The sequence below is a fragment of the Streptomyces cellostaticus genome, from assembly GCF_001513965.1.
GTDB lineage: Bacteria > Actinomycetota > Actinomycetes > Streptomycetales > Streptomycetaceae > Streptomyces > Streptomyces cellostaticus.
Genome location: NZ_KQ948022.1, coordinates 194,850 through 208,742, shown reverse-complemented (window position 1 = coordinate 208,742; position 13,893 = coordinate 194,850). Strand labels below are relative to the sequence as shown.

10 protein-coding genes are annotated in these 13,893 nt (G+C 71.5%); 5 read left to right on the top strand and 5 right to left on the bottom strand.

Features of this window, described 5'->3' with window-relative positions; translation table 11 throughout:
- Window positions 1-11: 11 nt before the first annotated feature.
- Window positions 12-1,310, bottom strand: a complete 1,299-nt coding sequence (locus tag AQI88_RS17655) for an ABC transporter substrate-binding protein (RefSeq protein ID WP_066999664.1) — start codon at window positions 1,308-1,310, stop codon at window positions 12-14.
- Between the two features lie 316 nt (window positions 1,311-1,626).
- Between AQI88_RS17655 and AQI88_RS17650 the strand changes: the two genes are divergently transcribed.
- The 3 genes from AQI88_RS17650 (at window position 1,627) to AQI88_RS17640 (ending at window position 5,913) form a co-directional block, all read left to right on the top strand.
- Window positions 1,627-2,694, top strand: coding sequence for a LacI family DNA-binding transcriptional regulator (locus AQI88_RS17650; RefSeq protein ID WP_317931001.1), 1,068 nt, complete (start codon window positions 1,627-1,629; stop codon window positions 2,692-2,694).
- 239 nt (window positions 2,695-2,933) lie between these two features.
- The gene (locus AQI88_RS17645; protein WP_066999657.1) at window positions 2,934-4,514 is read left to right on the top strand and encodes an alpha/beta fold hydrolase; all 1,581 of its coding nucleotides are present in this window, start codon (window positions 2,934-2,936) and stop codon (window positions 4,512-4,514) included.
- A gap of 154 nt (window positions 4,515-4,668) precedes the next feature.
- Entirely contained in the window at window positions 4,669-5,913 is a 1,245-nt protein-coding gene (locus AQI88_RS17640; RefSeq protein ID WP_066999655.1) for an LmeA family phospholipid-binding protein, read from the top strand.
- On the opposite strand, the gene AQI88_RS17635 is transcribed toward AQI88_RS17640, so the two are convergent.
- The 4 genes from AQI88_RS17635 to AQI88_RS17620 all read right to left on the bottom strand — a co-directional run bounded on the left by AQI88_RS17635 (window position 5,882) and on the right by AQI88_RS17620 (window position 11,454).
- Window positions 5,882-7,495, bottom strand: coding sequence for an alpha/beta hydrolase (locus AQI88_RS17635; protein ID WP_066999652.1), 1,614 nt, complete (start codon window positions 7,493-7,495; stop codon window positions 5,882-5,884). The genes AQI88_RS17640 and AQI88_RS17635 overlap by 32 nt on opposite strands.
- Window positions 7,492-8,718 (bottom strand): serine hydrolase domain-containing protein, encoded by a 1,227-nt coding sequence (locus tag AQI88_RS17630; protein ID WP_066999649.1) that lies wholly within the window; start codon window positions 8,716-8,718, stop codon window positions 7,492-7,494. The genes AQI88_RS17635 and AQI88_RS17630 overlap by 4 nt, the downstream gene beginning before the upstream one ends.
- Before the next feature lie 190 nt (window positions 8,719-8,908).
- The gene (locus AQI88_RS17625) at window positions 8,909-9,814 is read right to left on the bottom strand and encodes a diacylglycerol kinase family protein (RefSeq protein ID WP_066999647.1); all 906 of its coding nucleotides are present in this window, start codon (window positions 9,812-9,814) and stop codon (window positions 8,909-8,911) included.
- A gap of 47 nt (window positions 9,815-9,861) precedes the next feature.
- The gene (locus AQI88_RS17620) at window positions 9,862-11,454 is read right to left on the bottom strand and encodes an FAD-binding oxidoreductase (protein ID WP_066999644.1); all 1,593 of its coding nucleotides are present in this window, start codon (window positions 11,452-11,454) and stop codon (window positions 9,862-9,864) included.
- Window positions 11,455-11,537: 83 nt separating this feature from the next.
- On the opposite strand from AQI88_RS17620, the gene AQI88_RS17615 reads away from it, so the two are divergent.
- A complete protein-coding gene (locus tag AQI88_RS17615) occupies window positions 11,538-12,146 on the top strand; it encodes a TetR/AcrR family transcriptional regulator (protein WP_066999642.1) in 609 nt (202 codons plus the stop codon).
- A complete protein-coding gene (locus AQI88_RS17610; protein WP_066999639.1) occupies window positions 12,143-13,732 on the top strand; it encodes a glycerol-3-phosphate dehydrogenase/oxidase in 1,590 nt (529 codons plus the stop codon). Before AQI88_RS17615 ends, AQI88_RS17610 begins: the two co-directional genes overlap by 4 nt.
- Window positions 13,733-13,893: the final 161 nt, after the last annotated feature.

Genomic DNA, 13,893 nt, shown 5'->3' with positions numbered 1-13,893 from the left:
GAGCCGGCTCCTCACTGCGCCGTGGACTTCTGCAGCTCGCTCTGCAGGTCCTTCAGCGCCTGCGCGCTGCTCTTGCTGCCGGTCAGAGCGGCGTAGGCCTCCTGCTGGATCGCCGATGTCACGTCGCCGTACTGCACGACCCGCGGACGCGGCACCGCCCGCAGGATGGACTGCTTGAGGACGGGCAGGTACGGGTACTGCTTGACCAGCGACGCGTCGTCGTACAGGTCCGCGTACGGCGGGGCGAGGGAGGCGTCCTTGAGGAACGTGCTCGCGCTGTCCTCGCTGCTGAAGAACTTCATGAAGTCCAGGGCCGTGGCCTTGTTCCTGGCGAAGGACGACAGGGCCAGGTTGTGACCCCCCAGGCTGGAGGAGCCGGGTCCGCTCAGGCCGGGCAGAGGAGCGGCCGCGAACCTGCCCGCCACCTTGGACTTCTCGGCCAGGGCGTACACGTACGGCCAGTTGCGCAGGAATATCAGCTTCCCGGACTGGAACGCCTGACGGCCGTCCTCCTCCTGGTAGGTGATGGCCTCCTTGGGGATCGCCCCGTCCTTGAAGGAACCGGCGAGGAAGTCCAGGCCCTTCTGCGCCTCGGGGGTGTCGACGTCCGGCTTGCCGTTCGCGTCGGTGACGACACCGCCCGCGGAGTTCACGGCCTCGGCGAAGTTCACCGTCAGGCCCTCGTACTTCTGGAACTGACCGGCGTAGCAGGACATGCCCTCGGCCTCGGGCAGCTTCTTCACCTTGGCGCAGTCGGCCGTCATCTCCGACCAGGTGGCCGGAGGCTTGGTCACGCCGGCCTTCTTCAACAGGTCGGTGCGGTAGTACAGCACTCCGCCGTCCGAACTGGCCGGGGCCGCGTACAGGTTGCCGCGGTACTTCGCCGTCTCCACCACGGGCTTCAGCATGTTCTGCAGCGGGAACTGCTTCTCGGGCAGGCGGTCGATCCACTGGTGGGCGGCGAACTCCGACGTCCACACGACGTCGAGGGAGAGCACCGTGTAGGCGTCGGACTTCGTCTCCGCGTTCTGGATCATCTGCTGGCGCTGCGAGTCCGCATCCGTCGGCAGCTGGATGAAGGTGACCTTCTCCTTCGGGTGCAGCGTGTTCCACCGGTCGATGACCTTCGGGACGACGCCGGACGTGTCCTTGCCGGCCACGTACGTGATGGGGCCACGGCCCTGGAACGACGTGCTTGCGGCCGGTTCCCCCGAGCCACTGCCTCCGGACGAGCCGCAGGCGGTGACGAGGAGTCCGGCGGCGACGAGTGTCGCCGAACACTGAAGGGCTCTGGTGGTCCTGGTCTTCACTGTCTTTCTCCTGGGTCGTGCGGAACCGAAGCGCGGCTGACAGTGCTGTCACGGCATTGCGTGCATGAAAAGCGCAGTTCAAAGGGCCAAATGGCGAGTACCCGGAAGCGGGTGTGACCCCGTCGAGACAACGCTTGCACGCTAGGAGTGCACCTACGGGAAGTCAATGCGTAACTTGCCGGTAGTACGGACGAGTTTAGATGGAGTGCACACTTTATTTGTGGGCAAATTGGATGAAAATGCCCGCTCTCGAAGATCGTGACAGCGCTGTCACGAGAGGGCAGGCAGGAAAGCGGAGCTGTGCTAACTTCCGCTCATGTCATCAGCTCAACGGCTCCCCACGATGGCCGACGTCGCCGAACGGGCAGGGGTCTCCCCGTCCACCGTGTCCCGCACCCTGCGCGGCCTGCCGACCGTCTCGCCGGACGTCCGCGCCCGGGTCGAAGAGGCCGCTCGCGAGCTGAACTTCGCGGTCTCGCGACAAGCCGCGAGCCTGGTCACCGGCAAGACCGGGGTCGTGGCGGCGCTCGTGCCCACGCTCAACTCGTGGTTCATGGGGTCGGCGCTGTCCAGCCTGGGTCCGCTGCTGCGCGCGGCCGGCATGGAACTGACCGTCTACGTGATACCCGACATGAGCGAGCGCACCGCGTTCTTCGAGCGCCTCCCGGCCCGGCGGAACGCCGACGCGCTGGCGGTGTTCGGGTTCGACCTCACCGACGAGGAGACCGTACGGCTGGACGACCTCGGGATGCCGGTCATCTACGTCAGCCAGCACGCGGACGGCCGCCCCAGCGTGTACGTCGACGACGCGGACGGAGCCCGCAAGGCCACCCGCCACCTGCTCAACCTCGGGCACCGCCGGATCGCCTTCGCGCCGACCCTGGGCGCCACCGGCTTCTGCTTCAGCTCGCGCGAACGTCTGCTCGGCTACCAACAGGCGCTCACCGAGGCGGGCATCCCTCTCGACGACGACCTGGTGGTCACCATGTCGTCCGACGACAAGCGTGACATCACGCAGGGGGTCGGAAAACTGCTCAGCCTGCGGGAGCCGCCCACCGCGATCTTCGCCGAGACGGACGAGCTGGCCATCTCCATCATCTACTTCCTGCGCAAGGCACAGATCCAGGTGCCCGAGCGGATTTCCGTCATCGGTTTCGACGACCACCAGATGGCCGAGTGGACGGACCTGTCCACGGTCGCCCAGTCACCCTCGGACATGGGCCGCCTGGCCGGCGAACTGGCCCTGCAGCTCATCCAGGACTCCGACGCCGACCACACGCGCCACGTCGTCCTGCCCACGCACTTGATCCCACGAGCCACCACGGCCCCGCCACCCGCCCCTCAGGGCGGGCACGAGGGCGCTGTTGAAGAGCGGCGCATCTGAGACCCGACTGCCGCCCGGTCCGCGGCTGCTGAACCAGTCGGCGCTGCGCCAGGTGACAGTCACGTCGGCCCCTCCAGTAAGTGCGGACGGCAATCAGCCCGGTCGGGTTCTCCTCCGCACGTCTCTTTCTGTGTCCGCCGGGAGTCGTAGCAAGACCGCCCTGTAGATGGATTCGCCCACGTCCGCAGGCACGAAAAGGTCGTTCCGTCCTGGAAGTTGATCGAAAGGAACGGCCCATCGTGCGGATAGGACGCATGGCGCCCTTGCTCGCGGTGGGGATCACGGCAACGCTGGTCCCCGCCCTCGCCCCGACGCAGGCATCCGCGGCGGAACCCCTGAAGAGATTCGAGAACCAGAAGCCCTCGTGGCACCGTTGCGACAGGTCGATGCCCGCCGCATTCCAGTGCGCGACGATCAAGGTCCCGGTCGACTACAGCCGGCCCACCGCCAAGACGCTCAAGCTGGCCGTCTCCCGAATGAAGACCAGTGTCCCCGGCAAGCGGCACGGCGCGATCCTCTTCAACCCCGGTGGTCCCGGCGGCGAGGGCCTGGACATGCCGGTCATGATGAAGGACACGATGCCCAAGAAGGTCCGCGAGCAGTACGACCTCATCGGGTTCGATCCGCGCGGCGTGGGGCGCAGCAGCCCGGTCACCTGCGGTCTGACGACCGCGGAGCAGAACATCGAACACGCCTACAGGCCGAAGACGTTCGACCGTGACGTCAAGTGGGCCCGAACCGTCGCCGGGAAATGCCGTGCCAAGAACGGCGACACGCTTGCGCACATCACCACCCGCAACACCGCCCGCGACATGGACGTCATCCGCGCCGTACTGGGCGAGAAGAAGATCTCCTACCTGGGCTACTCGTACGGCACGTATCTGGGCGCCGTCTACGCGCAGATGTTCCCCGAGCGGACCGATCGCTTCGTGCTGGACAGCGCCGTCGACCCGGCCCGGGTCTGGCGGGGCATGCTCCAGGTGTGGGCCGAGGGCACCGAGCCCGCGTTCACCCGCTGGACGAAGTGGACCGCCCAGCACCACCGCACCTACCAGCTCGGCGACACCCCGGCCAAGGTGAAGAAGACGTTCTGGGACCTGATCGCCCGGGCCGACCGCGATCCGATCGAGTCCGGTGGCGAGAAGCTCACCGGGGACGACATCCGGGCCGCCCTGCGCGCCGAGTTCTTCAGCCCCAGGAACGCGGCCGAGAACGTCGTCGAGCTGAAGAAGGCCGCCGACGGCACACCGGCCTCGCCCCGCATCGCCGCGCCGGACGACGAACAGGGACCGCGCCGCTTCGCGGCTCCCGCCGCGCAGCCGCCGGACGACAACAGCTCAGCCGCCTTCTGGACCGTGGTCTGCGGCGACACCGCGGCCTGGCCGCGCGACCCCGACCAGTACCGACGTGACGCGATCCGGAACAAGGCCAAGTACCCGCTGTACGGCGACTTCGGCTCCAACATCACGCCCTGCGCGTTCTGGAGCAGGACGGCCGAGCCCGTCACGACGGTGGACAACAACGTCGGCCTGCTCACCGTCCAGAACCAGTGGGACTCCCAGACACCCCTGACCAGCGGCCTCGGCATGCACCACGCCCTGAAGGGCTCGCGCATGGTGTACGTCAAGGGCGGCGAGGGTCACGGCGTCTACTCCGACGACCCGCGCTGGTGCGCCAACCGCACCGTCAACGCCTACCTGAGCACCGGAAAACTTCCGGCACAGGACGTCACCTGCAAGGCGCCCGCTCGCCAGAACGAGGGCGTGAACCAGCGCATCGTTCCGGCGCCGCAGCAGGCACCGGGTGCGCCCCGCTTCTGATCACACCGCCAGGCAGCGATGAGCTCGCGTTTCGCCGCGCTCGAGGTGCGATCCTCGGGCGCGGCCGGAACGGCGGATGACGAAGTGACTGATTTCGCGCCTTACTTCGGGTAGGGCTTGCAGGGCGGGTGGGGTTATGTGATCAAATCTCCCGATGCGTACCCCCCACATACAGACGCATCATCCTGCTCAGTCGGACGGACCTCCCACCGAAAGGGTTCCACGCGGCCGTAATCCGTACGACGAACTGGCATCGCTGGCAGACCATCCGCTGGACGACTTCCTCACCGAGGACAGCACGCCGAGCCTGCAGGACGACGACGCCGACAAGCCCTGGTCGCCGCCCAACCACAGGCGCGGCAGCCGCCGTCGCAACCGCGCCACCGGCCTGCCCACCGTGGTCAGAGGCCTCGCCTGGGTGCTCACCCTCACCTGCCTCGTCGCCCTCGCCGACCGCTGGGCACTCCTCTACGCCGAGCACAAGGCCTCCGAACGACTCAAGGACGAACTGCACCTCACGGCGGCCCCCGAGGTACGGATCGGCGGCTTTCCCTTTCTCACCCAGGTGGCTGCACGGCGCCTGGACTCGGTGCGCGTCACCGTCCCGGACATCCCGGCCCACCGGGTCACTCTCACCCAGGTCACCGCCACGGCAGACGAGATACGCATCGACGGCGACGGACTCACCGCCGTGAGCGGCGCACTCGTCCGGCAGGTGCACGGGCAGGTCCTGCTGTCCTTCGCCGACATGAACCGCGAACTCGGCGCCTCCCAGGTGGCCTTCACCGCCCACGGGCCCGGCCGCATCCAGGCCCACGGCGCCCTTCGCCTCGCGGGGCACGACCTGCGTCTGCAGGCCGACGCCCGGATACGCCGCGACGGGGAGCGCGGCATCGCCACCTCCGTGGACGGCATACAGCTCGCCATCGGTGACCTCGCGACGTACCGGCCCGGCACCAGGCCCACAGAAGGCCTCCATCTGACCCGCGCCTCAGCACGTCGGCTCACCCGGGAGACGGAGAAGATCAAGGCCTTCCTGGCCGTCCCGGAGATCGTGCACCGCCTGGGCGTGCCCGACAGCGCGGTGCGCGCCGCGCTGAACGACGAGGACGAGCTCCACCGCCTCACCGGCGCGCCCCGCTTCCTGCACGACCTGACCCGCGTGAACCTCGTGGACGCGGCGCTCGCCCACCCGAGGCTCCTCGAGCGGATGGGCCTGGACCTGTCCCTTCTCACGGCCCTGACCAAGCTCACCCGCCCGCAGATCGCCGACCGGTTCTCCTTTTCCTTCCAGATCCCGAAGCCGTCTGCGGGCACTCTGCGCCTACAGGGTGTGACGGTGGACAAGGCGGGCATTCACGTGGACGTCACGGGGACGGGACTGCTCCTGGGGCGCTGAAGGTGTCCTGCGGTCCGCGCGCCCTGCAGGTGATGTCCGTGGCCGGGAGGCGGCCGGTGGCGAGGTAGGCGTTGACCGTGTCGTCGGCGCAGCGGCTGCCGTACACGCCGTACACCGCGTGCTGGTCGGCACCGCGCAGGGTCACCAGGCGGGAGGAGTGCCACTTGCGGTGTACGGCGGTGGCACCCTCGTAGGAGGTGCGCGGGTCTCCCGTGGCATTGACGAGCAGCGCGGGCAGGTCGCCGCGGACGGTGGTCGGGCGCTCACGGGGCCGGTCCCAGAAGGCACAGGGGTTGAGGTTGTTCGTGACGGGGCCGAACAACGGGTCCTGCGTACGGGCGCGTTGGACGTCGCGCCAGTAGACCTCCGGGTCGTGGGGAGCGGCGGCGTCGCCGCACAGGATCGACGTCTGCACACTGCCGTACTGCGACTCGGCCCCGGTGAGCTCGAACTCCAGCACGCCGGCAAGCCACGGGGACGGGGTGACCCGCTGCCCGTCCGCCGCGCGCCGCATGTCCTGTATCCCCTGTGCGAAGTCCCCGTAGGCGCTGTCGTTGTCCTGCGAGAGGCCGTTGAAGAGGACGATGGGCGCCATGTGCTCGTCCACCCGGTAGGCACCGAGCCGCAGCGGTGTGCGGGCGGCCGCGGCCTGGACACGGTCCACGGTCGCCAGCACCGCCCCACGGGTGCGGCCCAGACCGTACGTCGTGTCGCGGGCGGCGGCCCATGAAGCCCAGCCTTCCAGGGCGTGCCGGTTGGCCGCCCCGACCCCGCGCAGCAGCCGGGGACCGTAGCGGTGCGGGTCGATCACCCCGTCCAGCACGACCCGGTCGGTGCGGCCGGAGAACATCGTGGCGTACACCTGGCCGAGGTAACTGCCGTACGAATAGCCCAGGTAGGAGATCCGCCGCTCGCCGAGCGCGGCGCGGATGACGTCCATGTCGCGCGCGGTGTTTCGCGTGGTGGCGTAGGGCAGCACATCGCCCGCATGCGTCCGGCAGCGCCGGGCCAGGTCTTCGGAGAAGGTCGCGATGCGGTCGAAGCCGGCGCGGTCGCCGCCCGCTCCGCGAAACGCGGACCCGGTCGGCCAGTGGCAGTCCAGCGGTGTGCTGCGGCCGACGAAACGGGGGTCCATGCCCACCACGTCGTACCGTCGGCCGACATCCTTCATGGCCTTGTGCACCCACGGCGGGTCACCGATCGTCTGGCCGCCGGGGCCGCCGCCGTTCAGCAGGAGCGGGCCGACGCGGTGGGCGGTGTCGGTCGCGCGGATCCGGGAGACGGCAACCGTGATCGTAGGGCCGCCCGGAGCGGCGTAGTCCAGCGGTACGGTCACGTCGGCGCACCGGGCGCCCGCCTGTTCCAGTTCCTTTCCGGTTGCGTCATCGGGGCCGAGCAGGCAGCTCTTCCAGGTGAGGTGCTGGTGGTGGTAGCGGGCGAGAGGGTCGGAGGCCGCTGCCTGGGCCGAAACGGCGGTGGCGGGCAGCGCGGTCAGGGCGAGGGCGGTGGCGGCCAGGCCCAGGGCGGCCCTCTTTGCCCTTGGTGCCCTGCCCGGCTGTAAGGAGGTTGCCAAGCGGTTCATGGGTTCGTCCCTTCTGCGGTTGCTGTTTCTGCGGAAGACCGGCCTTCGCAGAACGCGGTCTCGACGACGTCCAGGAAGTCCTGTTCGGCCTGGAGCGTGGCCGGTACCTGGTTGAGGGCGAGGGCGACGCTCCGCCCGCCGGGGCCGGTGGCGGTCAGCGCCCGGTGGCCTCCCGGCACGGTCCCGGCATGGCCCCACCACATGCCGCCGCAGCGCAGCGGGGAGGCGATCAGGCCCAGTCCGTAACGGGCGCCGGGCCAGAGCCGGTCGGGGTCGGCCGCCACCGTCCGCCGCATCTCGGCGAGTTGGGCCGGGGGCAGCAGCCGGCCGCCGAGGAGAGCGGTGGTGAACCGTGTCAGGTCTCCGGGTGTGGAGACCAGGGCGCCGCCGACCCCGCCGAAGGTCGTGTTCCAGGCGGTGCCGTCGACGCGGTGCCCGTCGCCCGCGGCGAAGTAGCTGCGGGAGTGCGGTCCCCGGATGCGGGTGTGGTCTCCGGGCCAGTACGTGTCGCGCAGCCCGAGGGGCCGGATCAGCCTACGGGTGATCTCCCCCTCAGGAGAGTGCCCGGTGACTTCGCGGACGATCAGGCCGGCGAGGAGGTAGTTGGTGGTGGCGTAGTGCCAGCCGCCACGCGGGCGCGGCAGGTCCAGTGCGCGGGCGACGAGCTCGCGCGGTGTGAAGTGGCGGTACCGCAGGCGCTCCGGGTGCTCCCACTCGGGAGCGTCGAGGTAGTCCGGCAACCCGCTGGTGTGCTGCAGTAGTTGCCGTACGGTGATCCGGCGGCCGTCGTAGCCGTTCTTGCGGACCACTCCGGGAAGGTAGCGGTCGACGGGGGCGTCGAGCGAAAGGCGGTGTTCGGCGGCGAGCTGGAGCACGACCGTCGCGGTGAACATCTTCGTGACACTGCCTGCGCGCAGCCGGTCGGTCGTGTTCATCGGGCGGCCGCTGCGCAGGTCCGCCGTACCCGCCGTTTCGGTCCAGCGCCCGCACGGTCCGCCGCCGGCCTCGGTGACCAGAACCGCCGCGCCGGCGAGACCATCGCGGTCGGTGAGCGTGCGCAGCGACCGGCGCAGCTCGCTGTGGGCTCCGCAGGGGGCGTGCTGTCGGGCATCGGGCGGCGGCTCGGCGGCGGCCGCCGCAGCGGACGGCACGACGAACGCCGCCAACAGGGCCGCCACGCATGCCCGTCTGCCCAGCGTGGAGGGGGTGAGGAAGGTCGCCATGCGCAACAACGCTAGGCACGCGCCGCGGCCGGATCACTCCTGCTGGCCGCCGGTTCGCGGGTAGGGGCAACCCCAGCGCACGACAGGGGAGATCCCCCGTGCGCATCAGCCGTCGCGCTCCCCCGCAGCCGTCGCAGGAACCGCCCGTACGACCGGTGAAGCACCGGGCCATGCGGCCCGGTACGGCGCCTCAGTGCCCCTCGGCGCCGGCCGGGCGGTACAGCACGGGCAGGTCGCCGGGCCGTACCCGGACCGTCACCGGCAAGGTCGCCTCCACCTCGCCGTCGGCGCCGTAGGGGACGGGTCGGGAGGCCTCGATGCGCAGTTCCTTGCCGCGCAGGACCTGCACTTCGGGGCGGTGGATGTGGGCGCCGGTCTTCAGCTCGTTCATGAGGGTGAAGAACAGCCGGCGCGGCGCGTCGCGGATCATGACGACGTCGAGCAGTCCGTCGTCGACCCGTGCGCCGGGGGCGATGAGCCGGCCGGAGCCGTAGTAGGGGGAGTTGGCGGCTACGACGGTGTAGCCGCGGTGGGCGTGTTCCGTGCCGTCGACGGTGACGCGGTAGTCCGCCGCCCGCCACGTGGTGACGGCGCGCAGGCCGCCCGCGTAGTAGGAGGCGGCGCCGCGCAGCAGACGGGCGTGGTTCGCGTGCCGGTTGGCCAGCGCGTCGACTCCGGCGTAGACGCTGCCCAGGACCACGGTGCGCCGGTGGACGGCCGACTCCACCTCGATGGTGTCGACGCGTCCGGGCTCGGCGTTCAGCAGGATGTCGGCGAGGCCGGCCGGGTCGGTCGGCAGGTTCAGGGCGCGGGCGAAGTCGTTGCCGCGTCCGGCGGGTACCAGGCCGAGGACGGTGCCGGTGCCGCTGAGCGCGCCGCCGATGCCGCCGGCCATGCCGTCGCCGCCGACCGCCAGGACCACCCGGCCGCGTTCCCCGGCCTGCCGGGCGATGTCCTGGGCGTGGGCGAGGCTGTGGCTGTACTCCGTCTCCAGCTCGGCCCCGGCTTCGCGGAGCAGACGGGCCAGGTGGAGCAGCGACGCCGCCCCGGTCGCGTCGCCCGCGGTCGGGTTGACGACGGCGGTGAACTGTCGCATCGGTGTGCCTCCGGGCGGTGACGGGAGAGACGGGCTGGCGGGGCGGATCAGTCGGTGGGCAGCAGGACGCCGGGGTTGAGGAGTCCCTCGGGGTCCAGGCGGCGCTTGACGGCACGCAGGGCCTCGATACCCAGCGGTCCGGCCTCCCTGACATACCAGTCGCGGTGGTCGGTGCCCACTCCGTGGTGGTGGGTGATGGTGCCCCCGGCGGCGAGTACGGCGTCGTTGGCGGCGTGCTTGGCGCGGGTCCAGTGTGCGACGGCGTCCTCGCCCTGGGCGCTGACGACGGTGAAGTACAGCGAGGCGCCGTTCTCGTACACGTGGGAGATGTGGCACATCACCAGGGGCGGGGTGCCGGCCTGGGTGAGGGTGTCGGTCAGTGCGGTGCGCACGGCCGTGTACAGGTCGGGGATGCGCGACCAGAAGGCGGCGGTCTCCAGCGTTTCGGCCAGGGCTCCCGCGTCGAGGAGGGCGTCGCGCAGATAGGGCGCGGAGTAGCGGCCGTGGGCCCAGCGTTCGCCCGGTTCGGCTCCGAGCAGCGTTCCGCCGGCGGCCCGCAGGACGGCCGCCGCCTGCTCGCGGCGCCGGGCGATGTCCTCGGCCGTGCCCTCGTAGCCGGTGATCGCCTGGCATCCGGCGTCGCTCTGCGCCAACCCGGCGCCGATCGCGTCGGGTTGAGCGAGGCCGATGAGCGTCTCGGTCTCGTCGGACAGGCGCAGCACGGTCGGCCGCGGCCCGTCCTGGGCGAGCCGGCGCAGCGCCGCGGCTCCCGCCTCGAAGGAGGCGAACCGCCAGCCCTCGTAGACGCGCACCTCGGGCAGCGGGCGGATCCGTACGGTGACGGAGGTGATGACGCCGAAGGCGCCCTCGGAGCCGAGGATCAGCTGGCGCAGGTCCGGTCCGGCGGCGGAGCGGGGGGCGCGGCCCGCCTCGATGGTTCCCTCGGGGGTGGCGAGGGTGAGGCCGAGCACCATCTCGTCGAAGCGGCCGTAGCCGGCGGAGGCCTGGCCGCTGGAGCGGGCGGCGGCGAAGCCGCCGATGGTGGCCCATTCGAAGGACTGCGGGAAGTGGCCGAGGGTGAAGCCCTGTGCGGCGAGCAGGGCTTCGGCCTCGGGGGCGCGCAGGCCGGGCTGGAGGACGGCGGTGCGGGAGACCGGGTCCAGGTCGAGCAGGCCGTTCATCCGGCGCAGGTCCAGGGCGACGAAGGCGCGCCGTTCGGGGGCGAGTCCGCCCACGACGGAGGTGCCGCCGCCGAACGGCACGACGGCCAGGCCGTGTGCGGCGCAGGCCCGCAGCACGGCGAGTACCTCGTCGTGGGAGGCGGGCAGGACCACGGCCTGCGGGACGTCGGAGAGGTCGCCGGCGCGCAGGCGCAGCAGGTCGGGTGTGGACTTGCCGCGGGTGTGCCGGATGCGGCTCTCCGCGTCCGTGCGGACGTGCTCCTCGCCGCCGGCGGCCAGGGCGAGCGCCTTCAGGGCCACGGGACCCGCCGTGGCCCCGGGCAGGCGGATGTCCTCCAGGGCCAGGGCCGGCGTGCTGCGCGGCTTGACGCCGAGCAGGTCGCGCAGCAGTCCGGTCACCGAGTCGGGCAGCGGTGCCGCCTTGGCCGGGTCACCCCAGCCGTTCCACAGCATGTCCATCGAAGGGTCGTCCTCACAGGTCGGTGTGCTCGGTTCGCGCGGCGGCGTCTCCGCCCGGCCCCCGGGGCGTTACACTGTGACACATGACGCCTATTCGTCACAACGGTCCCGACAGCTCGGGCAGTGATCACGTGCTCGACGCGGTGCGCGACTGCGTACTGGCCGTCGGGGTCCGCCGCACCACCCTCGCCGACGTGGCCCGCCGCGCCGGCGTGTCCCGGATGACGCTGTACCGGCGCTGGCCCGACCTGCGCACGCTGGTGGGCGATCTGATGACCCGTGAGTGGATCGACGTGGCCACCCGCGCGATACCGGAGCCCACGCCCGGCACGGACACGCGGGCCCGCATCGTGGAGGGGCTGGTGGCGGGCGTGGAGGCGTTCCGTGCGCACCCCCTCTTCCGCAAGATCGTCGACGTCGATCCCGAACTGCTGCTCCCCTACGTGCTCGACCGGCGCGGGGCGAGCCAGGAGGCGCTGCTGGCCCTGCTGGCCGGAGCGCTGCGCGAGGGCCACGCGGACGGATCGGTGCGCACCGCCCACACCGAGCGGCAGGCCCGCGCCCTGCTGCTGCTCGTGCAGTCCTTCACCCTGTCCCTGCGCACGATGACCGACGAGGACGACCCCGACCTCGACTCCCCGGCCTTCCTCGGCGAGTTGCGCGCCCTTCTGGAGAGGACCCTGACGCCATGAGCCACACCAAGGCCGTACGAGACTCGTCGCTCAGCGCGGGCCGGCGTACCCGGGAACTGACCGAGGCGACGGACGGCACGGTGGCCGACGTGCTGGTCGTCGGGCTCGGTGCCACCGGAGCCGGAGCCGCCCTGGACGCGGCCGCCCGCGGTCTTGACGTCGTCGCGGTCGACGCCCATGACCTGGCCTTCGGCACCTCCCGCTGGAGTTCCAAGCTCATCCACGGCGGGCTGCGCTACCTGGCTTCCGCGCAGTTCGACGTGGCGCACGAGAGCGCGGTCGAACGCGGGGTGCTGATGACCCGTACCGCCCCGCACCTGGTGGCCGCGCAGCCGTTCGTGCTGCCGCTGACCCCGCTGGTGTCACGGGCTCAGGCCTCGCTGGCCTGGGCCGGGTTCCGGGCCGGCGACATGCTGCGGCTCGCCGCCCGGACGCCGCGGCAGATCCTGCCCGCCCCGCGCCGGCTGTCGGCGACGGAGGCCCGGCACCTGGCGCCCTCGGTACGTACGGACGGGCTGCGCGGCGGGCTGCTGTCCTGGGACGGCCGGGTGACCGACGACGCCCGGCTGGTGACCGCCCTCGCGCGGACCGCGGCCGCGCACGGCGCCCGGGTGCTGACCCGGGTCAGGGTGCTGGAGCTGACCGGGACGGGCGCGCGGATCCGCGACGAACTCACCGGCGAGGAGGGCGAGATCCGCGCCCGCGCCGTGATCAACGCCACCGGGGTGTGGGCGGGCGACCTCGTCGGCGGCATCCGCATCCGTCCTTCCCGCGGCACCCACCTGGTGCTGCGCTCGGAACGGCTCGGCACGCTGCCGGCCGGTCTGCACATCCCGATCCCCGGCGAGACCAACCGCTTCGTCCTGGTCCTGCCCCAGGGCGACGGCCGGGTCTACGTCGGTCTCACCGACGAGCCGGTCGACGGCCCGGTCCCCGAGGTGCCGGAGGTACCCGAGACCGACATCGGCTTCCTGCTGGACGTGCTCGGCTCCGCACTGGACACGCCGGTACGCCGGGACGAGGTCGTCGGCGCCTTCGCCGGGCTGCGCCCCCTGCTGGACACCAGCGGGCACGACGGCACAGGTGACACACCGGCCCGCACCTCCGACATCTCGCGCCGGCACGCGGTGCTGACCTCGGCCGACGGCGTGACCACGATCGTCGGCGGCAAGCTCACCACCTACCGGCGGATGGCGCAGGACGCCGTCGACGCCGCCGTCGAGGCCCGTGGCCTGCCCACACACCCCTCCCCCACCGCCGCCCTGCCGCTGGTCGGTGCCGCCTCACCCGAACGGCTGCGCGCCCTGCCCGCACCCCGCCGTCTGGTCCGCCGCTACGGCACCGAGGCCCCGGCCGTCCACGCCCTGGCCGAGCGGGATCCCGCCCTGGCCGAGCCGGTCCTGCCGGGACACCCGGTCACCCGGGCCGAACTCCTCTGGGCCGCCCGGCACGAAGGCGCCCTCGACACCTCAGACCTCCTCGACCGACGCACCCGCATCGGCCTCGTCCCCAAAGACCGCACCGAGGCGTTGCCAGTCGCCGGGGAGGTCCTGGCAGAGGCGGCGGCCAGACAGCCAAGGTCGTAGCCGGGACCGATATGGCCCGGCGGCGGACATCCCCGGCCTGCCGTCGGCCCTGCGCCAGCCCTGACCGAGCCCATCCCGCCAGGACACCCCCCCCCACCCGAGCCCAACTCCTCCGGGCCGCCCAGCACGAAGCACCCAGGCACCGGCCATCACCACAAAGA